At 72.5% G+C, this 23,612-nt stretch carries 26 protein-coding genes; 11 read left to right on the top strand and 15 right to left on the bottom strand.

What is annotated here, in order from left to right; translation table 11 throughout:
* The first annotated feature begins 76 nt into the window (after positions 1 to 76).
* The 3 genes from ABS772_RS13300 (at position 77) to msrA (ending at position 2,395) form a co-directional block, all read left to right on the top strand.
* Positions 77 to 949 (top strand): chorismate mutase, encoded by an 873-nt coding sequence (locus ABS772_RS13300; RefSeq protein WP_350395201.1) that lies wholly within the window; start codon positions 77 to 79, stop codon positions 947 to 949.
* A 172-nt stretch (positions 950 to 1,121) separates the two neighbouring features.
* Positions 1,122 to 1,622: a peptide-methionine (R)-S-oxide reductase MsrB gene (gene msrB, locus ABS772_RS13305; RefSeq protein WP_350395203.1), complete on the top strand. Its 501-nt coding sequence runs from the start codon at positions 1,122 to 1,124 to the stop codon at positions 1,620 to 1,622.
* Positions 1,623 to 1,651: 29 nt separating this feature from the next.
* Positions 1,652 to 2,395, top strand: coding sequence for a peptide-methionine (S)-S-oxide reductase MsrA (msrA, locus tag ABS772_RS13310; protein ID WP_350395206.1), 744 nt, complete (start codon positions 1,652 to 1,654; stop codon positions 2,393 to 2,395).
* A gap of 127 nt (positions 2,396 to 2,522) precedes the next feature.
* On the opposite strand, the gene bfr is transcribed toward msrA, so the two are convergent.
* From bfr to ABS772_RS13330, 4 genes are all read right to left on the bottom strand, one after another.
* Positions 2,523 to 3,020 (bottom strand): bacterioferritin, encoded by a 498-nt coding sequence (bfr, locus tag ABS772_RS13315; RefSeq protein WP_017484938.1) that lies wholly within the window; start codon positions 3,018 to 3,020, stop codon positions 2,523 to 2,525.
* 44 nt (positions 3,021 to 3,064) lie between these two features.
* Positions 3,065 to 3,334 (bottom strand): (2Fe-2S)-binding protein, encoded by a 270-nt coding sequence (locus tag ABS772_RS13320; protein ID WP_350395209.1) that lies wholly within the window; start codon positions 3,332 to 3,334, stop codon positions 3,065 to 3,067.
* A 344-nt stretch (positions 3,335 to 3,678) separates the two neighbouring features.
* The gene (locus tag ABS772_RS13325; RefSeq protein WP_350395211.1) at positions 3,679 to 4,542 is read right to left on the bottom strand and encodes a universal stress protein; all 864 of its coding nucleotides are present in this window, start codon (positions 4,540 to 4,542) and stop codon (positions 3,679 to 3,681) included.
* A gap of 111 nt (positions 4,543 to 4,653) precedes the next feature.
* Complete coding sequence (locus ABS772_RS13330) at positions 4,654 to 5,772, bottom strand: acyltransferase family protein (RefSeq protein WP_350395214.1); 1,119 nt, start codon at positions 5,770 to 5,772, stop codon at positions 4,654 to 4,656.
* A gap of 170 nt (positions 5,773 to 5,942) precedes the next feature.
* Between ABS772_RS13330 and ABS772_RS13335 the strand changes: the two genes are divergently transcribed.
* Positions 5,943 to 6,653 (top strand): DUF4142 domain-containing protein, encoded by a 711-nt coding sequence (locus tag ABS772_RS13335; RefSeq protein WP_238254456.1) that lies wholly within the window; start codon positions 5,943 to 5,945, stop codon positions 6,651 to 6,653.
* A gap of 146 nt (positions 6,654 to 6,799) precedes the next feature.
* Here ABS772_RS13335 and ABS772_RS13340 read toward each other — a convergent pair whose 3' ends face one another.
* The 3 genes from ABS772_RS13340 to ABS772_RS13350 all read right to left on the bottom strand — a co-directional run bounded on the left by ABS772_RS13340 (position 6,800) and on the right by ABS772_RS13350 (position 9,001).
* Positions 6,800 to 7,486: a carbonic anhydrase gene (locus ABS772_RS13340; RefSeq protein ID WP_350395216.1), complete on the bottom strand. Its 687-nt coding sequence runs from the start codon at positions 7,484 to 7,486 to the stop codon at positions 6,800 to 6,802.
* Positions 7,487 to 7,692: 206 nt separating this feature from the next.
* Positions 7,693 to 8,229, bottom strand: coding sequence for an NUDIX hydrolase (locus ABS772_RS13345; RefSeq protein WP_350395219.1), 537 nt, complete (start codon positions 8,227 to 8,229; stop codon positions 7,693 to 7,695).
* Between the two features lie 13 nt (positions 8,230 to 8,242).
* Positions 8,243 to 9,001, bottom strand: coding sequence for a DUF429 domain-containing protein (locus ABS772_RS13350; RefSeq protein WP_350395222.1), 759 nt, complete (start codon positions 8,999 to 9,001; stop codon positions 8,243 to 8,245).
* A gap of 80 nt (positions 9,002 to 9,081) precedes the next feature.
* On the opposite strand from ABS772_RS13350, the gene dut reads away from it, so the two are divergent.
* A complete protein-coding gene (gene dut / locus ABS772_RS13355) occupies positions 9,082 to 9,576 on the top strand; it encodes a dUTP diphosphatase (protein ID WP_238254452.1) in 495 nt (164 codons plus the stop codon).
* A gap of 303 nt (positions 9,577 to 9,879) precedes the next feature.
* Positions 9,880 to 10,080: a hypothetical protein gene (locus tag ABS772_RS13360; protein ID WP_350395225.1), complete on the top strand. Its 201-nt coding sequence runs from the start codon at positions 9,880 to 9,882 to the stop codon at positions 10,078 to 10,080.
* Between the two features lie 34 nt (positions 10,081 to 10,114).
* Here ABS772_RS13360 and ABS772_RS13365 read toward each other — a convergent pair whose 3' ends face one another.
* Together ABS772_RS13365 and ABS772_RS13370 are read right to left on the bottom strand one after the other, a co-directional pair.
* Positions 10,115 to 11,833 carry a methyl-accepting chemotaxis protein gene (locus tag ABS772_RS13365; protein ID WP_350395227.1) on the bottom strand — a complete coding sequence of 573 codons (1,719 nt, stop codon included), beginning with the start codon at positions 11,831 to 11,833 and terminating at the stop codon, positions 10,115 to 10,117.
* Positions 11,834 to 11,973: 140 nt separating this feature from the next.
* A complete protein-coding gene (locus ABS772_RS13370) occupies positions 11,974 to 12,753 on the bottom strand; it encodes an SDR family NAD(P)-dependent oxidoreductase (protein ID WP_350395230.1) in 780 nt (259 codons plus the stop codon).
* A 235-nt stretch (positions 12,754 to 12,988) separates the two neighbouring features.
* Between ABS772_RS13370 and ABS772_RS13375 the strand changes: the two genes are divergently transcribed.
* The gene (locus ABS772_RS13375) at positions 12,989 to 13,615 is read left to right on the top strand and encodes a TetR/AcrR family transcriptional regulator (protein WP_238256566.1); all 627 of its coding nucleotides are present in this window, start codon (positions 12,989 to 12,991) and stop codon (positions 13,613 to 13,615) included.
* A gap of 32 nt (positions 13,616 to 13,647) precedes the next feature.
* Here the strand turns inward: ABS772_RS13375 and ABS772_RS13380 are convergent, their stop codons facing one another.
* The 6 genes from ABS772_RS13380 to ABS772_RS13405 all read right to left on the bottom strand — a co-directional run bounded on the left by ABS772_RS13380 (position 13,648) and on the right by ABS772_RS13405 (position 17,322).
* Positions 13,648 to 13,992, bottom strand: coding sequence for a DUF1330 domain-containing protein (locus tag ABS772_RS13380; RefSeq protein WP_238256567.1), 345 nt, complete (start codon positions 13,990 to 13,992; stop codon positions 13,648 to 13,650).
* A 2-nt stretch (positions 13,993 to 13,994) separates the two neighbouring features.
* Positions 13,995 to 14,693, bottom strand: coding sequence for an orotidine-5'-phosphate decarboxylase (gene pyrF, locus ABS772_RS13385; RefSeq protein ID WP_350395233.1), 699 nt, complete (start codon positions 14,691 to 14,693; stop codon positions 13,995 to 13,997).
* 250 nt (positions 14,694 to 14,943) lie between these two features.
* Positions 14,944 to 15,684, bottom strand: coding sequence for a carbonic anhydrase (locus ABS772_RS13390; RefSeq protein ID WP_350395236.1), 741 nt, complete (start codon positions 15,682 to 15,684; stop codon positions 14,944 to 14,946).
* 224 nt (positions 15,685 to 15,908) lie between these two features.
* A complete protein-coding gene (locus ABS772_RS13395; RefSeq protein WP_350395240.1) occupies positions 15,909 to 16,598 on the bottom strand; it encodes a uracil-DNA glycosylase family protein in 690 nt (229 codons plus the stop codon).
* 188 nt (positions 16,599 to 16,786) lie between these two features.
* On the bottom strand, positions 16,787 to 17,077 hold the full coding sequence (locus tag ABS772_RS13400) for a type II toxin-antitoxin system RelE/ParE family toxin (RefSeq protein ID WP_350395242.1): 291 nt from the start codon (positions 17,075 to 17,077) through the stop codon (positions 16,787 to 16,789).
* Entirely contained in the window at positions 17,074 to 17,322 is a 249-nt protein-coding gene (locus ABS772_RS13405) for a type II toxin-antitoxin system ParD family antitoxin (protein WP_238256573.1), read from the bottom strand. The genes ABS772_RS13400 and ABS772_RS13405 overlap by 4 nt, the downstream gene beginning before the upstream one ends.
* Before the next feature lie 376 nt (positions 17,323 to 17,698).
* Between ABS772_RS13405 and zwf the strand changes: the two genes are divergently transcribed.
* The 4 genes from zwf to ABS772_RS13425 all read left to right on the top strand — a co-directional run bounded on the left by zwf (position 17,699) and on the right by ABS772_RS13425 (position 23,503).
* The gene (gene zwf / locus ABS772_RS13410; protein WP_350395245.1) at positions 17,699 to 19,204 is read left to right on the top strand and encodes a glucose-6-phosphate dehydrogenase; all 1,506 of its coding nucleotides are present in this window, start codon (positions 17,699 to 17,701) and stop codon (positions 19,202 to 19,204) included.
* A gap of 227 nt (positions 19,205 to 19,431) precedes the next feature.
* The gene (locus ABS772_RS13415; protein ID WP_350395247.1) at positions 19,432 to 20,802 is read left to right on the top strand and encodes an SWIM zinc finger family protein; all 1,371 of its coding nucleotides are present in this window, start codon (positions 19,432 to 19,434) and stop codon (positions 20,800 to 20,802) included.
* Complete coding sequence (locus ABS772_RS13420; RefSeq protein WP_350395250.1) at positions 20,802 to 22,406, top strand: DUF5691 domain-containing protein; 1,605 nt, start codon at positions 20,802 to 20,804, stop codon at positions 22,404 to 22,406. The genes ABS772_RS13415 and ABS772_RS13420 overlap by 1 nt, the downstream gene beginning before the upstream one ends.
* Positions 22,403 to 23,503: an ATP-binding protein gene (locus tag ABS772_RS13425; RefSeq protein ID WP_350395252.1), complete on the top strand. Its 1,101-nt coding sequence runs from the start codon at positions 22,403 to 22,405 to the stop codon at positions 23,501 to 23,503. The genes ABS772_RS13420 and ABS772_RS13425 overlap by 4 nt, the downstream gene beginning before the upstream one ends.
* Positions 23,504 to 23,612: the final 109 nt, after the last annotated feature.

Genomic DNA, 23,612 nt, shown 5'->3' on the forward strand with positions numbered 1-23,612 from the left:
TCGCCCTGGTCCTCCGTCGCCGCCGACCGTAAACACGGGTTCGGCTCCCGTCCGGATCCCTCCGCGGACCTTTGGCATGCGCTTCACCACGCGACCCGCCCCGTCCCTCGACAACCTCGCCGAGCTGCGCGCCGAGATCGACCGGATCGACGCCGAGATGCACGCCCTGCTGATCCAGCGCGGCGCGATCATCGACCGGCTGATCGCGGTCAAGCGCCAGCAGGGCTCGGGCTCCGCCTTCCGGCCCGGCCGCGAGGCGGCGATGATGCGCCGCCTCGCCGAGCGCCACCGCGGCCTCTTGCCCCTCGACACGGTGGAGGGGATCTGGCGGGTCATCATCGCCACCTTCACCTGGGTGCAGGCGCCCTTCGCCGTGCATGCCGACATCTCGGCGGGCGATGCCGGGATGCGCGATTCCGCCCGCTTCCATTTCGGCTTCACCGTGCCCTACCGGCCGCATCCGAACTGCGCCGCGGTGATCGAGGCGGTGGCGGGCTCGCGCGGCGACCTCGGCATCTTCCGGCTCGGCAAGGAGACCGGCAAGGAAGCCAAAATCGGCGGCACGGCCCGGCCCTGGTGGGAGAGCCTCGTCGGCGAGGGACGGCCGAAGGTGATCGCCCGGCTGCCCTTCATCGAGCGCCCGTCCCACCCGGCGGGCACGCCGGTCTTCGTCGTCGCCAACCCCCTCGACGACCCGGCGGCGGCGCAGCGCGACTGGGTGCTCCACGCCGTGCGCGCGCCCCGCTTCGCGCCGGAGACGGAGCGGGCGCTGAACGACCTCTACGGCGAGGTGGTCGCGCGCAGCGAGACGGCGGAGGCGGTGAGCCTGCTGCTCGCCGTGCCGGGCGGCGTCGGCGCCCGCCAGCTCGGCGAGGCCCTGGAGCGGGTCGAACCCGGCACCGCGATCCTCGACGAGGTCGGCAGCCACGCCGCCCGGTTCCGGGTGTGAGACCGCGGCGACCCGGACGGATCGCCTGCGGCGGTTCGTCTTCGCGGCGCATCGAGGCATTCCGTGCTATCGATTGCGCGCGACTGATTGTCCCCTGCACGCCGCCCGAGCCTCGGGGGAGCCGTCTCCCTCGGGCGCCAGCGGGCGGCACGGCCCGTCGGAGTTCCCGCGCATGAACCGCCGCCAGACCTTGCGAGCCGGAGCCTCGCTGCTGGGCCTGCTCGCCGCCTCCCGCCTCACCGCCGTGATGGCGGCGCCGGCCTCCGGCGCGGGCTTCGAGGTCCAGAAGTCCGAGGCCGAGTGGCGCGCGATCCTCTCGCCCGCCGCCTACACGGTGCTGCGCGAGCACGGCACCGAGCGGGCCTACACCAGTCCGCTCAACGGCGAGAAGCGTCCGGGCCGGTTTTCCTGCGCCGGCTGCGACCTGCCGCTGTTCTCCTCGAAGACCAAGTTCGACAGCGGCACCGGCTGGCCGAGCTTCTTCGAGCCCCTGCCCGACGCGGTCGGCACGCAGGTCGACACCGCCTACGGCATGCGGCGCACGGAGGTGCATTGCCGCCGCTGCGGCGGCCATCTCGGCCACGTCTTCGACGACGGCCCGAAGCCGACCGGCCTGCGCTACTGCATGAACGGCGTCTCCCTGCGCTTCGAGCCCGCCGCCGGACCGGCCTGACCCGCGGATCACACCTGAGGAGCACGACCATGACGCGCGAACGCTTCCGCCCGCTGACGCCCTACGTCATCGGCGGCCTGGCCGGCCTCGCCCTGCTCGCCGGCGCGGCCCTGCCCCCGGTCTCCGCCGCGGCGGAGGAGGGCGGGCGGCGCCTGCCCGAGGCGGCGATGACGGCCCGGGAGACCGCCAAAGACGCGTCGAAGGGCTCGGGCCTGCGCACGGCGACCTTCGCGGGCGGCTGCTTCTGGGGCGTGCAGGGCGTGTTCCAGCACGTGAAGGGCGTGAAGAGCGCGGTGTCGGGCTATGCCGGCGGCACCCGGGCGAGCGCCCGCTACGACGAGGTCGGCACCGGCCGCACCGGGCACGCGGAAGCGGTGCAGGTCACCTACGACCCGGCGGTAGTCCGCTACGACGAGTTGCTGCAGATCTTCTTCTCGGTGGCGCTCGACCCGACCGAGGTGAACCGGCAGGGGCCGGATACCGGCCGGCAATACCGCTCGGCGCTCTTCCCTGCCGATGCGGAGCAGGCCGAGGTGGCCAAAGCCTACATCGCCCAGATCGATCGCGCGAAGCTGTTCCCGAAGCCGATCGCCACCACGATCGAGTCCGGCGCCTTCTACCCGGCGGAAGCCTACCACCAGGACTACATGACGCTTCACCCGAGCAACAGCTACATCGTCGTCAACGACGCGCCGAAGCTGCGGGACCTGAAGACGCTGTTCCCCGAGCGGGCGAACGCGCAGCCGGTGCTGGTGGGCCGCCCGCCGGCCTGAGCCGATCCTCTCCTCTCTTTGCGGGGAGGAGCTGGAGGTGGGGATGGTGCAGGAGGCACCGCCGAGCCTCGTCCGGAACGACCCCCACCCCTACCCCTCCCCGCAAGGGGGAGGGGCCTCCGAAAAATCACTCCGTCTCGGGCGCGATCTGCTCCAGGCCGCCGACATGGCGCTGGGCGTAGAGCGGCAGGCCGATCTGGCCGATCAGGTCGAGCTGCGTCTCGAGGAAGTCGATATGGCCTTCCTCGTCCTCGGCCAGATCCTCGAACAGCCGCTTGGACACGCGGTCGTTGATCGAATCGCAGTACTTGGCGGCTTCGAGATAGAGCGCGCGCGCCTCGTTCTCGGCGGCGAGATCGCACTCGATGATCTCCTGCACGTTCTGGCCGATCCGCAGCGGGTCGAGCTCCTGCAGGTTCGGGAAGCCGTCGAGGAACAGGATCCGGTCGATGAACCGGTCGGCGTGGTTCATCTCCTCGATCGATTCCTTGCGCCAGAACTTGGCGAGATCGACGTAGCCCCAGTCGTTCAGCAGACGGAAGTGCAGCCAGTACTGGTTGACGGCCGTCAGCTCGCTGCGCAGGCCCCGGTTGAGATACTCGATGACCTTGGCATCGCCCTTCATCCGCCACTCTCCTCGTGAGGCGTCGGGACGAACGACCGCTCGTCTCAGGCTGCGACGCCCTCGGGCTCCCTTGTAGTTTGGAATGATCCCAAACTGCAAGATGCCTCGCAGGCGGTCGAGCAGGCGTGCGCCGGCCCGGCCTCGTCCAGCGCCTTGCGCAGGATCGAGCGGATGGTGCGGGCGCAGCGCCCGCATTTCGGGCTGCAGCCGAGGCAGCCATAGACCTGGGCCGGGGTGCGGGGACAGCTCGGACCCGATTGCAGGCACGCGCGCACCTGTCCGTCGGAGAGGACGTTGCAAGAGCAGACAATCATGCGGGCGATCGCAACCTGTCGTGCCTGTCGAAGGAACCTGCCCGCGAGGGACGGCGGAGCCCGGAGCCTTCCGATCATTCGCGCCGCTCAAGGCCACCGGAAACCGGCCGATTTGAGGCGAGCGCAGATTAGAATGATTGAAAACTTCAAGCTTTTCAGGAATTTAGCGACCGCGGCCGGCTCTGGCAACTCCCGACGGGCACGATTGAATGCGGCGCGAGCCTTCGCCGCGGGACGGCGGGATTCCCGTGAGCCGGCGCATCGACCGGCGCGTCCTAAGCCGAACGTCCTCGCCGACAACGGGAAATCCGATTGCCGGGCGCCGGGCGCGCGGACGGGATCGCTCAGTGCGCCATCAGCACCGGCACGGTCGCGTGCGACAGGATGTGGCTGGTCGGCCCGCCGAAAATCATCTGACGCAGGCGGCTCTGGGTGTAGGCGCCCTTGATCAGGAGGTCGCAGCCGAACGACTCGGCATGGTCGAGGTAGAGTTCGCCGGGGGTGCGGCGGCCGGCGGGCAGGGCCGTGTGGGCGGCCTCGATCCCCTCGCAGGCGAGCGCGCGCGCCACGTCCTCCGCGCTCGGCCCCGGCACCATGCCGCCCTCGGCGCTGAGCACGAGCACGCGCCGGGCCCGGCGCAGGAACGGCATGGCGAAGGCGATCGCCCGCGCCGTCTCGGACGAACCGTTCCAGGCGATCAGGATCGCCTCGCCGAGGCAGGACGGGGCCGTCGGCGGCGCCAGGAGGATCGGGCGCCCGCTCTCGAACAGGGCGGTCTCGAAGGTGGTCATGCGCGGCGCGCCGTCGTCGGCGCCCGGCCGTCCGACCACGGTCGCCGAGAACAGCCGCGCGTACTGGCCGAGGAAGGCGTCGCCCGGCGGCACGTCGGGCTGCCAGCGGTAGCGCGCGCCGGCATTGGCGGCCGCATCCGGGGCGCAGGAGGCGCCGGGTTCGCGCCGGGGCAGGCCGGCCGCCTCCATCGCCGCGACGAAGCGCCGGCCCGCATCCTGCGCCTCGGCCTGGTCGGCCTCCTCGTCGCGCAGCCACGTCATGCCGCCGACCATGTCCACGGGGACGTATTCGGCGAGCGCCGGGCGGAGGGACACGCCCTCGATCAGGCTGCCGAAGCGGCGCGCCACCAGCACCGCCGTGGCGAAGACGGAGGGCAGGGCGTCGTGGAGGGTGACCGGGACGAGCAGGGTCTTCATGGCCGGCCTCCGAGGCGTGCGAGGGGCGTGCGAGGGAGGGAAGGCTAGATCGAAACAGGGCCTGGGAAAACCGCCCCGCACGCGGTCATCCCCGCCCGCGTCGTCGCCCCCTCATCGGCCCGGCGTCACGACGCTTTTCCGCGTCCCGGCGGGGTCGAGCCGGCGGCGGACCAGGCGCGTCAGCGGCCGCTCCACGACTTGATGGGCGAGGAGCGCGGCGGGGAGGGTCAGCGCGACCATCAGGACGAGGCTTTCCCACGGCCCGAGGAGGGACGCGAGACCGGTGCGCAGCAGCCCCTCGCGGACGGCGCGCAGCACGAAGGGGTGCAGCAGGTAGAGGGCGTAGGAGGCATCCCCCAGCCGCTCGGCCGCCGCGAGGACGTAGGCGGTCCAGCCGCCGCGCGCGGCGTCGGTCTGTTCTTCGGGCCGTTCTTCGGGCCGGATTTCGGGCCGATCCCTGCCGAGCACGGCCGCCGCGACGAGGAGGGCGGCGGGCAGGCCCCAGGCGAGGAGGCGCAGGGCCGGCTCGGTGGGGGCCGCGGCGAGCCCGAACAGGCCCGCCGCGGCGAGGGCGGCCCGGGCCGGGGCGGGCAGGCGCAACCCTTCCGCGCGCAGCAGGCCGAGCCCGGCGCCGAGGGCGAATTCGAGGACGATCGGATCGGACCAGAAGGCGAGGGGGACCGGCGGCGCGGGCAGCCACCGCCCGGCGAGGACGACGAGCGCCAGGGCGCCGACGAGCCACGCCACCGCCCCGCGCCGCGAGAGGCCGAGGCCGACGGCGAACAGGGCGTAGAAGGCCATCTCGTAGTTGAGGGTCCAGCCCAGCCCGTAGAGCGGCAGCACCGCCCCGTCGGGCCGGGCCATCGGCCAGAACAGGAAGGAGGCGAGGCTGCGCGCGAGGTCCGGCGCGCCGCCCTCGCCGCTGAGCAGGGCGGGCATCGCCAGACCGAGGGCGAGGTAGAGCCCGGTGACCAGCCAGTAGAGCGGCACGAGGCGGGCGATGCGGTGGGCGACGAAGCGCCCCCGCGCGCCCGGCCGGCCGTAGAGCGGGCCCGCCGCGTGGACGATGATGAAGCCGGAGATGACGAAGAAGATGTCGACCCCCGCCGGCCAGGGCAGCCCGTGGCGCGGGACGAACTCAGTTCCCGTCCGCGCAGCCAGGATCGCGGCCTCGTTCTGCGCGTGATGAACGACGACCATCAGCGCGGCCAGGGCCCGAAGCCCCTGCACGAGGACGAGTTTTCCCCGGATGGGATCGGGACGAAAAAGCCTAGTCAAATTTCGGGAACCAGCCTGGAAGGTCGCCGTTGACGCGTCGAAGTGATCTTCACGGCCTCGACCGGTTCATTCGGTTGTCGAGGCCAGTCCGCATGTCGGTAATCCGATATTTGAGGTTTGATATGCTCAAGAAATACGCTGCCGCGTCCGCTCTCGTCGTCGCCATGGCGACCCCCGCTTTCGCCCAGGTCGGGGGCGATTTCCGCCTGGACGCCATGCAGGCAAATGCCTTCGAGATCCAGTCCGCCCAGATCGCGCTGCAGAAGAGCCGCAACCCGTCGGTGCGGGCCTATGCCCGCGAGGCCCTGCGTGACCATCAGGCCGCCAACGTCGCCCTGGCCGGCGGCGAGCGCAACTACGCCGCCGCCCGTCAGGCCGGCCCCGGCGGTCTCGTCGGCGGCCTGGTCGAGGCGCCGCTCGCCATCGCCGGCGGCGCGGTCGGCGCGGCCACGGGCGTCGCGACCGGCGTGGTCGGCGGCACCCTGCAGGGCGGCCCGGTCGGCGCGATCGAGGGGGCCGGCACCGGCCTGAGCCGCGGCGCGGCCGCCGGCGCCCAGGCCTTCGACGTCGACACCACCGCGGGCACCACCATCGTCCAGCCGAACCCACAGCAGCAGCAGATGCTGGCCGAGCTGAACGCGACCCCGCCCGGCGCCCGCTTCGACCGTCTCTACGGCCGCCAGCAGGTGATGGCGCACCAGATGTCGATCGGCATGACGCAGTCCTACGCCCAGTCCGGCCCGAACCCGGCCCTGCGCAACTACGCCCAGCAGGCCCTGCCGGTGCTCCAGCAGCACTACGCCCAGGCCCAGCGCCTCCCCGGCGCCCGCTGAGGCGCAACGCTCCATCCCGACACGGGTGGGAGGCGGCGGACCGGAAGGTCCGCCGCCTTTTTGTATCGCGGGGGCCAGCCGATACGAGAACGGCGCCTCCGAAAGCCTCGGAGGCGCCTTGCAAGGTGTCCGGCCGTTCGGTCCGGTTACGCCTCGGCGCAGCTGATCAGGGCGGAGGCGGAGAGCGTCTGCCCGTCGCGCTCGACCACCGACCGGAATTCGCCGGTCTTCGGATCGCGGATGCGCAGCTCGCCGGTGACGATGCCGAAATGCGCGCCGTGCAGGTGCAGGCGGCCCGCCTCGACGGCCTCGCGGATGAAATCGAAGGTCATCAGGTTCTCGAGGCTCTGCCCGATCATCGCGTATTCGAGGCGGGTGAGAAAACCCTCCTTGCCCGGGCTGTCGCCGGCCTCCACGAGCTTCGTCTTGGCCGGCTCAACCAGCGAGACCCAGCGGCCGATGAAGTTGCCCGAGGAGAGCGGGTCGGCGCCGAGCCCGGCGGCCTTGATGCCGCCGCAGGTCGCGTGGCCGAGCACGACGATGTGCTTCACCTTCAGGGCCTGGACCGCGAACTCGATCGCCGAGGAGGTGCCGTGATAGGCGTTGTCGCGCTCGGCGGGCGGCACGATGTTGGCCACGTTGCGGATCGTGAAGATCTGGCCGGGCCCGGTGTCGAATATCACCTCCGGGGCGACGCGGCTGTCGCAGCAGCCGATCAGCAGCACCTCGGGCTCCTGGCCCTCCTTGCCGAGCGTCTCGTACTTGCGCCGCTCGCCGGGGAGCCGCTCGCCGAGAAAGCTGCGATACCCATCGGTCAGAACCTGCGGGAACATGGGCGGTTATCCTTTCATCCTTGCTGTCTTGCCACGCGCTAACCGAACGATCCGAACATCGAAACCCATCCCCTCCGGCGGATGCGCCCGCGCACATCCCGTGCAGATCCCGCGCACCCGCGCGATCACCGCGATGTGATCCCGCGGCGCGCCCGGTTCCCGCACGCCGACGCGCTCCACCGCGGATCGCGGCGGAGGGCGGGGGCTCACGCGTCCCGCCACTCGAGGCGGATCGGCTGGTCCGGAACGTCGCCGGAGACGATTCGTTGCGCCAGCGCGGCCAACCCGGCGGGCTCGATCCGCTCGGCCGAGGCGGCGAGTTCGTCGAGCCTCCACCAGCGGGTGCCGCGCACCGGGTTGTCCTCGGTCTCGGCGAGCCGGCTGGTGTCGACGGCGTCGCTCGTGAGCCGGACCACGAAGTAGCGCTCGCGGGCCCAGCGCGGCTTGCGGAACAGGCGGAACGGCCCGTCGCAGACGGCGACGCAGGGGCCGAGTTCCACCTCGGCGACGCCGATCTCCTCCGACAGTTCGCGCCGGCACGCCGCCTCGTGGCTCTCGCCCGGCTCCAGCCCGCCGCCGGGCATGAACCAGAAGCCGCACGCCTCAGGCTTGGCCGGATCGATCGGGCGCACGGCCTCGTACTCGATCAGGAGCAGGCGGTCGGCGGGGTCGAAGACCAAGGCGCGGGCGATGTCGCGCACCGGCAAATCCGCGTCGGGCACATCCGCTGGGCGGTCGGTCACGGGCTTGAACTCCTCACGGCGAAGGGCGGGGCCGGGGCGGATGCGCCGGCGCCCAGATCACGATCGGCAGGCCATAGCTGTCGCGTTCGATCGCGTTGGGAAGCGGCTCGGCCCGGCCCGCGGCGATGTCGCAGGCGGTGACGAGGGCGGCCATGGCGTCGAGATGGTCGTCGGCGCCGACGCCCGGCGGCGGCACCGATCCGACCATCGCCTCCGGCAACCCGGCGGCGATCAGCAGGGCCCGGCGCGCGGACAGACCCTCGGCGCGGGCGGGGCCCTTCTTGCCGGCGCTCAGGCGCCGATCGCCGTTGAGGCGGAAGAAGGCGACCTCCGGATGCACCTCGTGCAGGCGCGCGACGAGATCGGACCGGGCGCGCAGGACTTCGTCGACCGCGCGCACGGCGGGCAGGATGTTCCAGCACTGGATCGAGGGGGCGAAGGGCGGCTCGGATCCCGCTCGCGACAGCGCCTTGGCCGCGTCGTAGCTCGCCGCATAGACCGCCGCGCGGGGCGGCACCGGGAAGACGCTGGCGCGCCCGGCCCCGAGGAGCGCCCGCGCCGCCCGGTCGGCGGAGCGGCCGCCGCCGCCCACCCGGTCGGGCAGGCCGATCGGTACGTCGATGCCGGTGCGGACCGGCGCCTCCGGCCCGTCGAGCAGGTCGATCACCCGCGCGAAGCGGGCGCAGCGCCAGCGCCCTGGATCGTCGAGATCGATCAGGGCCCCCGCCCAGGCGCCGCGGCACCCGTCCAGCCCCGCCACCCAGCGCGCCATCCGCTCGCCCCGATTGCCCCGCGCCCCCGCTTCGGGAATAGCTCTTCCCGCAATCCTTTGCCGCCGTCGAGAGTCACGCGTTGCCCGAAACCGCTCCCAAGGTCGGCCTCCACCTCCTCGATCCGCGGCTGACCGGGTGGGGCTTTCCCCGCTGGGGCAGCGCGGCGGCCGCGGGGCTCGACCTGCATGCCTGCCTCGATGCGCCGCTGCTCCTGGAACCGCAGGCCCCGCCCGCGCTGATCCCGGCCGGCGTCTCGGTGCGGATCGGCGATCCCGGCTGGTGCGGGCTGGTCTTCGCCCGCTCCGGCCTCGGGCACCGGGAGGGCCTCGTCCTCGGCAACGGGACGGGGGTGATCGACGCCGATTACGAGGGGCCGCTCCTGATCTCCGCCTGGAACCGCAACCCGCCCGGCAGCCCGGCCGTGATCCGCATCGAGCCGGGGGAGCGCATCGCGCAGCTCGTCTTCACCCGCGTCCTGCGGCCGGACTTCGAGATCCGCGAGAACGCCGCGGCGCCGGATGCGTCCCCGTCCGGGCGCGGGCAGGGCGGCTTCGGCTCGACCGGCCGGCGCTGAGGCGAGATGTTTTTACCCGGTCTTCGGCTGATCGGTTCGGCCCTCACCCCCGTCATTCCGGGTTCGCTTGTCAGCGCCCCGGAATGACGGGGGAGCCAACATCGAAGGAGGCATCGAAGCCTGGATCAGATCCCGAACATCCGCACCCGGCCATCCGAGAAGCAAGTTCCCCGAAGAGCAAGCTTGGCCATTCCAAGTCTCGCGGACTGATCGGCCAAGCTTCGCCGAAAGAAAGCGCTGCGGGACGATTGAACTCTTCCCATCGTCCTCCGTTGGTTCCTCGCATTCCCCGCGAGACGAACCATGGCCGCTCCCCACGACATCCTCGGCTTCTTCGAGCACCGCACCGACGGCGCCTGGGTCTGCGTGAGGCCGTTCACGCTCAACACCCGCTCCAGCCAGATCGATATCCGGCGCGGCCAGCGCTTCGAGTACGGAAGGCGGGTCGGCGGCCTCGATCTGGCCGAGTATCTCGAACAGCTCGGCTCGCAGTTCGGCTCGTGACCGGAGCACTCCGCGCGCGTCAGGACGGCGGACGTCAGAACCGGTAGGCGGTGCGGCAGGCGCCCCAGTGGCGCCCGAGCACCCGGACCGGCGCATCAACCTCGCGCACCAGGATCGACTGGTGGCCGACCTCGCGCCGGTAGGACTGCACCGTGAACGGCCGGGTCGAGCGTGACGCGGTGATGCCGGTGCGGTCGTCGAAGATGCGCCGGTTGCGGCAGTTGGCGTTGTTCCAGACCGGATCGTCCGGCCGCTGCGGCTGGGACACCTGCGCGTTGTGCACCGGCAGGAAGCCGTTGCGGTCGGTCGGGATGCAGAACAGCATGCGCGAATCGGCCTCCAGCGGGGGCTCGATCAGCGGCGGCAGCAGGCGCTCCAGCGCCGGAACCGCCTGGGTGAGGTATTGCTGCGGGTCGGTGCCGGGGATCGGCCGGTAGGCCGTGTCGAACAGGGCCTCCGGCGTCAGGCGTCCGGCGGCGATCTCCGCCTCCATCACCGCGGCCATGCGCGCGGCCATGCCTTGCGCCGTGGCGATCATCGGCGCGTACTCCGCCTCGATCTCGGCGAGCGCCGCGGCCAGGGCGGCCTCGGCCGAAGGCGCCAATCCCTCGAAGGCGCAGTGCAGGCCCATGGCGCTGACGCCGACGAGCCGGGCCGTCAGCCGTCCGATCCGCTCGATCTCGACCGGGAGCCGCGCTCCGGGCTCGGCGCGCAGCCCCGGCATCGCCGCGATCAGGACGCCGCCGCGGCTCAGATCGATCGTGCGTCCGGTCGCGCCGTCGAGGGTGACGGCGCGCTCGACCGGGTAGCGGTCGAAGCGGCGGCGGTCGCCCATCTCGGTCTGGCGGATCACCGCGACGAAGCGGCGTCCCAGCGCCTCGGTCTGCACCGAGGCCGCCGCGCTCGCGCCCTCGGCCCGCAGGGCGAGGGCATCGACTTCGGTGGCGATCGCCGTCGCGTCGCCCGCGTCGCGGCTCACGCCCGAGACGAAGGCGGCCGCCTGCTGCGCCTCGTCGGCGAGCGCGCCGACCGTCGCGGCCTGGTCCCCGGTCACGCCGCGCACGGTGGCGAAGGCCGGGCGCATGGCATCGACCGCTTCCGCCATCGCGGCGATCGCCGCGCCGGAGGCGTGGGCGCCCTCGCGCAGCCGGGCGATCCGGTTGCGCACGTCCGCGGCGGCGCGGCCGGTCTCGACGGCGAGCGCCTTGACCTCCCCCGCCACCACGGCGAAGCCGCGCCCGGCCTCACCCGCGCGCGCCGCCTCGATCGTCGCGTTGAGCGCCAGCAGGTTGGTCTGCCGCGAGACCGCGGCGATGGTCTCGACGACGCCGGCGATCTCGTCGCCGGCCCGCGCCAGCTCGGCCAGCAGGGCGCGCGCATCGACGGACCAGTCGGCGGCGGTCGTGAGGTGGTGGCCCGCCTCGTCCATGGCGCCGGCGATGCGCGCGGAGGTGGAGGAGAGGATCCGGCTGGTGTCGAGCATGCCCCCCGTCATGCCGGCCGCGCCCTCGGCGGCGGCGGCCAGGCGCTCCATCTGCGCACGGATGCGGCCCACGCCCGCCTGCATGCGGCCGACCTCGTCGCGGGTGGCGGCGATCGCGCCGCCGACCCCGCCGATCGCCCGCATCACGTCGGCCTCGACGACGTCGATCGTGGCGCGATCGGAGGCGCGATCGGAGCGGCGTCCGGTTTCGGCGGGTGCCGATGCGGGTGCCTCGGTCGGACCAATCGAGGACGGCGTGTCCGGGGACACCCGTTCGGATCCGGCGGAGGCGCGCGCGAAGAAACCCATGCGGGTCACGCTGCCGCAACGTCGTTAAAGTTGTCTTGAAGATTTTCGGATCCCGCCGCGCGGCCCGTCGTCTGAACAGGCCGCGCGGCCCTCCCCCGAAATCAGGCGCCGCCCCATTGCATGGTCAGTCCGCCATCGACCACGAGGGTGTGGCCCGTCACGTAATCTGAATCCGCCGACGCGAGATAGAGCGCGGCTCGAGCGATCTCCTCCGGCTGGCCGGCCCGGTGCCACGGGATGCGGTCGAGCGATTGTTCGAGCGTCTCGCTGTGCTCGAACCGGTCGGCGGTCATCGGCGTCTCGATCAGGCCGGGGGCGACGGCGTTGACGTTGATCCGGTCCTCGGCGAGTTCCCGCGACAGGCTGCGGCAGAGCGAGCCGACGCCCGCCTTCGACATGCCGTAGGGCGCGCTGCCCGGCGTCGGCAGGTGCTGGGCGACCGAGGAGACGATCACGATCTTGCCGCCGGCCGGTTTGGCGGCGGCGGCGCGCCGCATCCGGATGAAGGCGCGGGCGCAGAACAGCGGCGCCATCAGGTTGACGCGCAGGATGCGCTCCAGCACCGCGTCGTCCATCTCGGCGACCTCCATGCCGCCCATCGCCTGCCCGGCATTGTTGATCAGGATGTCGAGGGTGCCGAGATCGCGCGCGACGGTCTCGAAGGTCGCGGCGACCGAGGCCGGATCGCCGACATCGTCCCGGATCACGAGCGCCCGGCGGCCGGCCGCCTCGACGCGGGACGCGGTCTCGGCGATGCCCGCCTCGTCGGTGTTGTAGGTGATCGCGACGTCCGCGCCTTCCTGCGCGAACAGGATCGCGGTCGCCCGGCCGATCCCGGAATCGGCGCCGGTGATGAGGGCCCGCTTGCCTTCGAGCTTCATGGGAGATTCCATCTGTGGACGAGCCGCCCTCCGATGGCCGCGCCGGATGGCCGTGCACGGCCGGTCGGGGCATTCCGGAGGTGGCGATTCCGGGGCAATCCGGGCACGGGCGGCCCGGTTCCGAGGCGCAAGCGGAGGCGTTGGAACAGCCTGCCCCTCTGGTGCTTTGTGACCCCAACCGCTCGCGTCAATCCGTTTTGACGCAGGCGGTGTCGAAGCTTAGGTACTGACGACGATGCCCGCCGCCACGGCCCACCTTCTTCCTCCCTCCGACGAGACCGGACCGACGACGCGCGACCGGATCGTGGAGGCGGCGGCCCGCTCGTTCCAGGAGATCGGCTACCAGAAGACGACGGTCGCCGACATCGCCCGCACGCTGAAGATGAGCCCGGCCAACGTCTACCGCTTCTTCGACTCGAAGAAGGCGATCAACGAGGCGGTGGTCGAGAAGCTGACCGGCGAGATCGAGGCGATGATCGCGGCGATCGCCGACGCGCCGAAGCTCGACGCGCCGGAGCGGCTCACCCGGATCATCACCGCGCTCCACGACGATTGCCGCCGCCGGTTCGAGGCGCATCCACGCGTGCACGAGATGGTCGAGGCGGCGATGAGCGAGAGCTGGGGCGTCTGCCAGGCGCATGTCGACCGCATCGGCGCCGTCCTCGCGCGGGTGGTGGCCGACGGCATGCGCGAGGGCGCCTTCGCCGTGGCCGACGCGAAGAGCGCGGCGGCCTGCCTCCAGGCCGGGGTCACCCGCTACTGCCACCCGATGCTGGTCGGCCGCCAGCCCAACACGATCGAGCCGCCGCTGCCGGTGATGATCGCCTTCCTGCTCGGCAGCCTGCGGGCGGCGGGCCGCTGAGGCGGCCGGCCGGGACGCCGCACGGAGACCCGCTACTCCGACGCAGTTCCGGGCGTCGGCGCCGGTTCGGAGAGGACGGGCTGCGGCCCGTCATAGCCCTCGATCACCAGGATGTCGGCCTCGGCGCCGCCCTTCTGCAGGGCGCGGGCCGACTGGTAGAGGTCGGAGTTCCAGCAGGCCAGCGCGTCGTCGTAGCTCGGGAACTCGACGATGACGTTGCGCGCCCGCGCCTGACCCGCCACCGCCTCGAAGGCGCCGCCGCGCACGAGGAAGCGCCCGCCGAAGCGGGCGAAGGCGGCGCCGTTGGCCGCCGCGTAGGCCTTGTAGGCCTCGGCGTCGCTCACATCGACCCGCACGATCCAGTAGCCCTTGGCCATGTCTAAGCGTCCTCCATCTCGGCAACGATTCCTTGGGCGACCGCGCGGGGGTCGTCGGCCCCGGTGATCGGGCGCCCGACCACGACGTGGTCGATCCCCGCCGCCCGCGCCTGACCCGGCGTCATCACCCGCTTCTGGTCGCCGGCCTCCGCGCCCGCCGGGCGGATGCCGGGCGTCACGATCAGCCCCGCCGGCCCGATTCTCTCACGCACCGCGCCCGCCTCGGCCGCCGCGCAGACGATGCCGTCGATGCCGATCGCGGCCGCCTGCTCCGCGCGGCGGGCGACGAGTTCGGCCACGGGAAGCGCATAGCCGGCTTCCGCCGCGTCGGCGTCGTCGTAGGAGGTCAGCACGGTGACCGCGAGGATCTTCAGCCCCGATCCCCGCCCGCGCAGGGCCGCGCGCATGGTCTGCGGATAGGCATGCACCGTCAGGAAGGTCGCCCCCAGGGCGGAGGCCGAGCGCACCCCCTCCTCGACGGTGTTGCCGATGTCATGGAGCTTGAGGTCGAGGAACGTCTTCTTGCCGCTCTTGGCGAGCCGCGCGGCGAAGTCGAGCCCGCCCGCGTAGGCGAGCCGGTAGCCGATCTTGTAGACGGTCGCCGCGTCGCCGATGCGGGCGACGAGCCGCTCGGCCGCCGCCACGTCGGGCAGGTCGAGGGCGACGATCAGGCGGTCGCGGGGGTCTGCACTCTCCGGCATCGGGCTCTCGTCGGTGGGCTGGCCGGGCAGCGATCCTCCCAAGGAGGGCTACCTGTCAACGCCGGAGCCTCCCCAGGAGGCGGGACGGTTTCGCGCGCGAGGAAGGCGGCCGCGCTCCCGACCCCGAGCCGGACGTCGAGGGCGGCCCCTACGACGCTCGGCGGCCGCCGATCGGGATCGGACCGTGCGCGCCCCGCTCGCGGATGGGCGCGCCGATCCGCACGGTCGACGGCAACCGGAACGCGGCGCGTCAGATGTCTTCCCTCCACTCGACCTGACCGTCGGAGAGGCCGTAGCGGGCGCCCACGACCGACACCCTCCCCGCGGTCAGCGCATCCTTGATCACCAGGCTCTGCGTCGTGAGTCGCTTCGCGACGCGGCGCGCGTTGCTCCGCACGGACGCTTCGAGGAGGTCGCCCCCTTGGCTCCTCGCCTCCAGAACCGCCGGCACGATCGGCTGCACCATCTCGCCGATGACGCCGGGGAAGGACGCGTTCTTCTCCACGACATCGACCGCCGCCGCGACCGCGCCGCAGGACTGGTGTCCGAGCACGACGACGAGGGGCACCCCGAGAACGCCGACGGCATACTCGATGCTGCCCAACGCCGCCGTGTCGACCGTGTTGCCGGCGTTGCGCACGATGAACAGCTCGCCGAGCCCGCGCCCGAACAGGATTTCCGGTGAGACCCGGCTGTCGGAGCAGCCGACCAGCACGCAGAACGGGGCTTGGCCGCGGGCCAGTTCGAGACGGCGTTCGCGTCCGTTCGCCGCCAGGGAGGGGGCCTCGTTCCTGAAATTCTCGTTGCCCTCCTTCATGAGCTTGAGCGCGTCGGCGGGGGAAAGCGACGTTCTCGCCGCGGGCGCCGCGGCGCGCACGACGTCGTTCGGCAGGGCCGTCGCGGCGAGGACGCCCACGGCCCCGAGCAGGAGACGTCGGCGGCCGAGATGCGGCGAGGCGGTATCGGCGCAGCAGTCGCAATTGACGTGCATGAAGGCTGGACTCCCCTGGCTCCCGAAGAGCGTTGCCGTCCGCGGGCCGAGTCGGTGGCGCGTCGGACGGCCGAGGCATGTTTTCTATTCCTCGCGACCGCGGCGGCAATCGGCGATCGCTGACAAGTCATCGCGATTGCCAGCGGAAGGATTATCGCGCGCCGCATTCCGCGAACATCTGATTTGCCAGCTTTTCACATCGATGCGGATGGTCGCGACGCCGCTCATCGAGGCGATTCGACGTCCCTCTGACCTGCGGGCCATCGACGATGTCCCTCGCCCTGGCCGCCCATGACCCGCGCCACCTCGGCCCGCAGCACCGGCAGGAGTTCCGCCTCGAACCACGGATTCGTGCGCAGCCAGCCGTTGTTGCGCCAGGAGGGATGCGGCAGCGGCAGCACGCGCGGCCGGGCGGAGGCCGCGAGGATCGCGCGCCAGCCCGCGACCGTCCCGGTGAGGCCGCCCGGCCGCGGCCCGAGATGCCAAGCCTGCGCGTACTGGCCGATCACCAGGATCAGGTCGAGCCGCGGCATCCCGGCGAGGAGGTCGGCCCGCCAGGCCGGCGCGCATTCCCGCCGCGGCGGACGGTCGCCGCCCTTGGCGTCGAGGCCGGGGAAGCAGGCGCCCATCGGCAGGATCGCCACCCGCGTGGGATCGTAGAAGGCCGCCTCGTCGAGCCCGAGCCACGACCGAAGGCGCCGGCCCGACGGGTCGCTGAACGGCACGCCGCTGCGATGCGCCCGGTTGCCCGGCGCCTGGCTCGCGATCAGCAGCCGCGCGGCGGCGCTGCCCTGCACCACCGGCCGCGGCTCGTGCGGCAGAGGGGCGCCGTAGAGAGGCGCGTCGCGGCAGATCCGGCAGGCGCGCAGGCGGGCGGCGGTCGCCTCGAAGGTCTTTTGGCAGGGGGCGGACATCGTCCCGGAAATGGGGCGGGCCGGACACGCGCGCGATGCGTCACCGCGCCCGAGGCGCGTCGGCATGAATCGCGCTGCGTCCTCATACGAGATCCGATTGATCCCTTCGGGAGGGCGGATGTCGGCCTTGCTCAAGCGCCGCGCGGGCTTGCTGATCCGGTTCCCACGCTGATCAAGCGGGAACCGGATCAGAGGTGGCGTTTGAAATCCATCCGCTGGTGGAGGATGCGGATGACCTCGATCACGCCGTCGGCGCCCGTGCGGTAAAACAGGATGTGCGACCCCACGGAGAGCCGACGATAGCCCGCACGGATCTCGTCGGCGGTCCGGCCTCGGGCCGTCCCTTCGGCCAGTCGCGCGAAGCCTTCGGCCAAAAGGCGGACGTAGCGGTCGGCCTGATCCCGACCCCAGCGTTCGGCCGAGTCATCCCAGATCCGGCCGAGATCCGCACGGGCTCTCGGCGAGAGGCGGACGCTCACTCCCGGACCGCGCCTGCACGCTTCTCCCGCAGGAAGGACTCGGTCTCGAAGGGTTCCGGCGGACCGCTCTCCTCACCCTCGATCAGCGCGGCCCGCAGCGTCTCGACGGCGGCCTCCCGCTCTTCGAGGAGGCGAAGCCCGGCACGAACCACCTCGCTCGCGGAGCCGTAGCGCCCCCCCTCGACCTGGCGGTCGATGAACTGCGTGAAGTGCTCGCCGAGCGAGACGGACGTGTTTCGGGTCATCGGCACCCTCCGGGCCGCAAAAGTGTACCCGATCTTGGTATTCCGCAATCCCAATCCGGCCTGCGCTCGGGGTGCCGACCCCGCGACCGCGGCGGCGAACGGCACTCCGAATGGTCGGCGACGAGGGAGCAGGCGGGACGCAGAGTGCGGCGTTCCCCCTCCCGCGTCAGCGGCCAGTCGGGCCATGCGGCGTAGCCGGAGAATCCGAGGCAGGCGTGGCCGGCGCGGTCGCCGGGTGATCCGGCAGCTGACGAGGAAGCTGTCCCGCGGCGCCCCGGCCGCACCGGGGCGGGATCGTCGGCGCAAGCTTGGCACGAATCGCGCGGGCCCTACCTCACCCTCCGCGCGCATCCGGCGCGACCACGGGAGGCTCTCCTTGGCAGGCACGCGCTCGGCACGGTTGGCAGCGGAGGTCGGCCCGAAGACGCCGCAGGTCGTGGTCCTCGTCGGCGCCACCGGCGACCTCTCGCAGCGCAAGCTGCTGCCCGGCCTGTTCCACCTCTACCGGGCCGGCTTCATCCCGGATCTGCGGATCGTCGGCGTGTCGCTCGACGACATCGGCGTCGAGGCGTTCCGCGGGCTCGCCCGCAAGGCCATCGACCAGTTCTTCACCCGTCAGGCCGGCGAGGCGGAATGGACCGCCTTCGCGGAACGGCTCGACTACGTGCCGCTCTCGGCCGGCGCCGGGGCGCTCGCGGCGGCGGTGGCCCGCGCCCGGGACAGCCTGGGCCAGGAGGGTGGGGGCCGGGAGAGTGGGACTCATGAGAGCCGGTGCCTGCACTATCTCAGCGTGCCGCCCGCCGCCGCGCTCACCGTGGTGCGCCTGCTGGCCGAGGCGGATCTGGCGGCGGGCTCGCGCATCATCATGGAGAAGCCGTTCGGCACCGATCTCGCGAGCGCGGTGGCGCTCAACGACCGGCTGCACGCCGTGTTCTCCGAGGATCAGATCTTCCGCATCGACCACTTCCTCGGCAAGGAGCCGGCGCAGAACATCCTCGCCTTCCGCTTCGCCAACGGCCTGTTCGAGCCGATCTGGAACCGCACCTTCATCGACCACGTGCAGATCGACGTGCCGGAGACCCTGGGGCTCGGCACCCGCTCCGCCTTCTACGAGGCGACCGGCGCCTATCGCGACATGGTGGTGACCCACCTGTTCCAGATCCTCGGCTTCATGGCGATGGAGCCGCCGACCTCGCTCGAACCGGGGCCGATCTCGGAAGAGAAGAACAAGGTCTTCCGCTCCATGCTCCCGCTCGATCCGCGGGAGGTGGTGCGCGGGCAATATGCCGGCTACCGGTCCGAGCCCGGCGTCGATCCGCAATCGGACACCGAGACCTTCATCGCCCTCAAGTGCCGCATCGACAACTGGCGCTGGGCCGGGGTGCCGTTCTTCCTGCGCACCGGCAAGCGGATGGCCGAGGGGCAGCGCATCATCTCGATCGCCTTCCGCGAGCCGCCGAAAAGCATGTTCCCGGTCAATTCGGGCGTCGGCGCGCAGGGGCCCGACCACCTCACCTTCGACCTCGCCGACGCCTCGAAGATGTCGCTCTCCTTCTACGGCAAGCGGCCGGGGCCGGGGATGCGGCTCGACAAGCTCTCGCTCCAGTTCAACATGAAGGACACCGGCCTGATGGGCGAGGTGCTGGAGGCCTACGAGCGGCTGATCCTCGACGCCATGCGCGGCGACCACACCCTGTTCACCACGGCCGAGGGCATCGAGCGGCTGTGGGAGGTCTCGACCCCGCTGCTGGAGGCACCGCCGCCGGTGCGACTCTACGCGCCGGGCTCCTGGGGGCCGAAATCGATCCACCAGCTCGTGGCGCCGCAGGCATGGCGCCTGCCCTTCGAGCGGGAATGGCGCAACACCGACGAGCACGGCTGACGGCCGGCCGGCGCACCGCACAGCAACGATTCGCGCGCGCAGGCACCCGATCGGATCCGACGTGATAAACTGGAATAATTCTCAGCTCAGTCTCAGAAAATCCTCCGTCAAGACGGTTGCCGGCTCATCGAAAATGGAGGTCACAAGGAAAACTTGCTCATCGAGCCGATCCGTCTAATCTGGTCCACCAACGATTCGACTGACGGACATCCAGCCGCACGCGCCGCATGAGCCTGACGACTGCCCAGATCCTCGATCTCGCCCCCGACGCGTCGAGCCGCAAGGCCGGGCAGGATCAGGCGAAGCCGCAGAAATGGGCTGGCCTCGGCCGGGCGGGCACGGTGATCTGGGGCGAGATCAAGGGCAGCGGGGCGAGCCCCTACCGCACGGTGGCCGACCTCGCCGGCCCCGCCTCGAAATGCACCTGCCCGAGCCGGAAATTCCCCTGCAAGCACGGTCTCGGCCTGATGCTGGTGGACGCGGCCTCGCCCATCACCGAGGCAGAGCCGCCGGACTGGGCCGCCGCCTGGATGAAGGGGCGCGAGAGCCGCGCCACCGCGGCCGAGACGCGGGCGAAGGAGCCTGCCAAGCCGATCGACGAGAAGGCGCAGGCCAAGCGGCGGCAGGCCCGCGAGGACCGGGTCGCGGCGGCGCTGGACGAGCTCGACCTCTGGCTGCGCGACCTGATGCGGCGCGGGCTCGCCGCCGCGCGCTCCGAGCCCTACGCCTTCTGGGACCGCATGGCCGGACGCCTCGTGGACGGGCAGGCGCCCGGCCTCGCCCGCCGGGTGCGCGCCCTGCCGGGGCTGGTCGCCGCCGCGCCCCAGGCGGGTGCCCCCCGGCCGGAGGCGGCGCTCGGGCTCGGCCTCGGCCGGCTCGCCCTGCTGCTGCGGGCGGCGCGCCGCCTCGACGCGCTCGCCCCCGAGCAGGCGGCGGGCGTGCGCGCCGCGCTCGGCTATCCCGTCACCGCCGAGGAGATGGCGGCCCGGCCGGACCAGGCCGACAGCTGGGCGGTGCTGGCCCACGCGGTCGAGGAGGAGGACCGGCTCACCGCCCGCTCGGTCTGGCTCGTCGGCCGCGCGAGCGGCGCCGTGGCCCAGGTGATCGATTACGGCACCCCCGGTTCGCCCCTGCCGCCGGCGCCGGCCGCCGGCCAGGATTTTTCGGGGGCGCTCGCTTTCCAGCCCGGCGACCCGCCGCTGCGCGCGGTCTTCCGCGAGGGCCGGGCCGGGCCGGCGGCGCAAGCCGTGCTGCCCGGTGCATCGAGCGTCGCGGCGGCGCGGGACGCCTTCGCCGAGGTGCTGGCCCGCGCCCCCTGGTGCGAGCGCTGGCCGGTGCGGCTCGCGCATGTGCGTCTCGGGCGGCTCGCCGCCGCGGGCGGTGGCGCGGGTTTCGCGGCGGGGGACGAGACCGGCTGCCTCGCGCTCGCGGCCGATCCGCGCCTGCCGAGCCTGCTCGCGGTGGCGGCGGGCCGGCCGGTCGACCTGTTCGGCCTCTACGACGGCACCGGCCTCCACCCGCTCGCCCTCGTCGCGCACGGCCGCCTCTACGCCATGCCGGCGCAGGGCGCGCAGCCGGTCCTGCTGCAGGTGGCCTGATGGAGACGGCCGAGTTCCCCGCCGCAACTTCGGCGACCGACGGCTGGGAGCCGACGCTCGCCGCCGCACTCCTCGGGGCCGAGCGCGCCCCGCCCGCTCCCCCGGGACCGCTCGCCGATCTGGTCGCCGAGGCCGATCCCGGCGCCGCCCTGCTGGCGCGGCTCGCCGCGGAGGGCGCGCTTCACCGCGCCGGCACGGGGCTCGGGCCGGAGGCTCTGGCGCCGACCGAGCCGCGCGACGCCTTCGGACCGGAATGCCCGCCCGCCGCCGCGACCCGGCTCTACGGCCTCCTCAGCGAGGGATACAGCGCGCGCGGCCGCGTCGAGGAATGGTTCGCGCTCGCCGCCGCGTCGGGTGTCCGCCCGCCCGCCTGGCTGTTCCAGGCCCTGATGCTCCACCGCGACAGCCTGCCGGCGACCGCCCCCGCCGTCGTCGGCGCCGAGCTCGACTGGCTCGCCCGCGCCTGCGGCGAGGCCCCGGCCCGAGAGGCGGCGGCGGATGGAGCGGAGGCGGCGGACTGGGCGGAGGGGAGCGTGGCCGAGCGCCGCGCCGCCTTCGCCGCCTTCCGCGCCCGCGACCCCGAGGGCGCGCGGGCCGCGCTGGAGCCGGTCTTCCGCAAGGAGAAGGCGGACATCCGCGAGGCCCTGGTCCACGCGCTGGCGACCGGCCTGTCGCCGGCCGACGAGCCCTTCCTCGAAGCCTGCCTCGACGACCGTGCGGGCGGCGTGCGGCTGGCGGCGCAGCACCTGCTGCCGAACCTCGCCGGCTCGCGCTACGCCGCGCGCATGGCGGCCCGCGCCCGCGCCGCGCTGACGATCGAGAGCAAGCGCCGGCTCCTCGGCGGCACCACGCACAGCCTCGTCGTCACCCTGCCGGAGGAGAGCCCGGAGCTCGCCCGCGACGGCGTCGAGGTGAACACCTGGGAGCGGCGCGGCGGCGGCGCCCGCGCCTCCCTGCTGCGGTCGATCCTGGGGCGCGCGCCGCTCGAAGCCTTCGCCGAGCACCCGCCGCGGCTCTGGATCGAGCTGGCCCTGCGCAGCGAGTGGGCCGACCCCGTCTTCCACGGCCTGTTCTCGGCGGCCAAGCGCACCCTCGACCCGGCCTGGTCGGAAGCGATGGCCGACATCACGGCCGAGGCCTACGAGGGCAAGGTCACCGGCGTCCGCCGCACCAACGAGGTGCTCGGGATGTGGGCGGAGGCGCTCGACCTCCTGCCCGACGCCGCCTGGGAGGCCCGCGTCGGCGCGCTGATCCGCGCCCGCAAGATCGAGGTGGTGCTGGCCGTGCTGGCCCAGGGCCCCGAGCACTTTTCGGAGCCCTTCACCGCCACGCTGCTCGACTGGCTCGCCTTCGTCACACGCGGCTCGGACGCCCTGCGGCGCGATCTCGCCAAGCCCTGGGTGATCGCCCGCCTCGGCGACCGGCTCTTTCCGAGCGAGGACGCCGCGGCTGCCGCCGCCGCGATCCTGGCGCGGCTGCCGGAAGAGGACACGGATCGCCTGCGCACGCAGCTCACGGGCTTGACCGGCGTGCTGGACCTGCGCGCCGCGATCCGGCGCGACTTTCGATCGGAGACCACCACAGGGGGGATGGCTCAAGGATGACATCGAGCAACGGAGTCAAGGCCGCGCAGCTGCGTCAGGCCGCCGAGGATGCCTTCGCCGAGGAGATCGCGGCCCTGCGGACCTCCGACGACCGGCCGCGCCCGCCGAACTGGCAGATGTCGCCGCAGGCCGTGGTCACCTATCTCCTGGGGGGCCGGCTCGCCTCCGGTTTCGAGGTGACGCCGAAATATATCGGCGACCGGCGGCTGATGGAGGTCGCGGTGGCCACGCTCGCCACCGACCGGGCGCTGCTGCTCCTCGGCGTGCCGGGCACCGCCAAGAGCTGGGTCAGCGAGCACTTGGCCGCCGCGATCTGCGGCACCTCGCGGCTGATCGTGCAGGGCACCGCCGGCACCAGCGAGGAGGCGATCCGCTACGGCTGGAACTACGCGCTGCTGCTCGCCAAGGGTCCGAGCCGCGAGGCGGTGGTGGGCTCGCCGGTCATGCGGGCGATGTCGGAGGGGCGCATCGCCCGCGTCGAGGAGCTGACCCGCATCCCCTCCGAGACGCAGGACAGCTTCATCACCATCCTCTCGGAAAAGACCCTGCCGATCCCCGAGCTGAACGAGGAGGTGCCGGCGCAGAAGGGCTTCAACCTCATCGCCACCGCCAACAACCGCGACCGCGGCGTCAACGAGCTGTCGAGCGCCCTGAAGCGCCGCTTCAACACCGTGGTTCTGCCGCCGCCGGCCACGATCGAGGCGGAGATCGCCATCGTCGAGAGCCGCGTCGCCTCGCTCGGCCGCGCCTTCGAGATCCCGGCCGAGCCGCCGGGCGCCGAGCAGATCCGCCGCGTCGTCACGATCTTTCGCGAGTTGCGCGAGGGGGTGACCGCGGACGGCAAGAGCAAGGTGAAGCAGCCCTCCGGCACGCTCTCGACCGCGGAGGCGATCAGCGTCGTCGGCAGCGGCCTGGCGCTCGCCGCGCATTTCGGCGACGGCCGCCTCTCGGCCCACGACCTCGTCTCCGGGATCAGCGGCGCCGTGGTGAAGGACCCCGTGCAGGACGCCATCGTCTGGCGCGAGTACCTCGAGACCGTCGTCAAGGAACGCGACGGCTGGAAGGATTTTTACAAGGCCGCCCGCGCGAGCGCGTGAAACTCCCTTGTAACCCTCCCCCCTCTGCGGGGGAGGGTGCCCGCGGAGCGGGCGGGAGAGGGGCAGCGCGACGGTGCCCCTTTCTGCCGGCGTCGGACCAGCGGAAGCG

The sequence above is a fragment of the Methylorubrum podarium genome, assembly GCF_040270385.1.
In the GTDB taxonomy this organism is placed as follows: Bacteria; Pseudomonadota; Alphaproteobacteria; order Rhizobiales; family Beijerinckiaceae; genus Methylobacterium; species Methylobacterium podarium.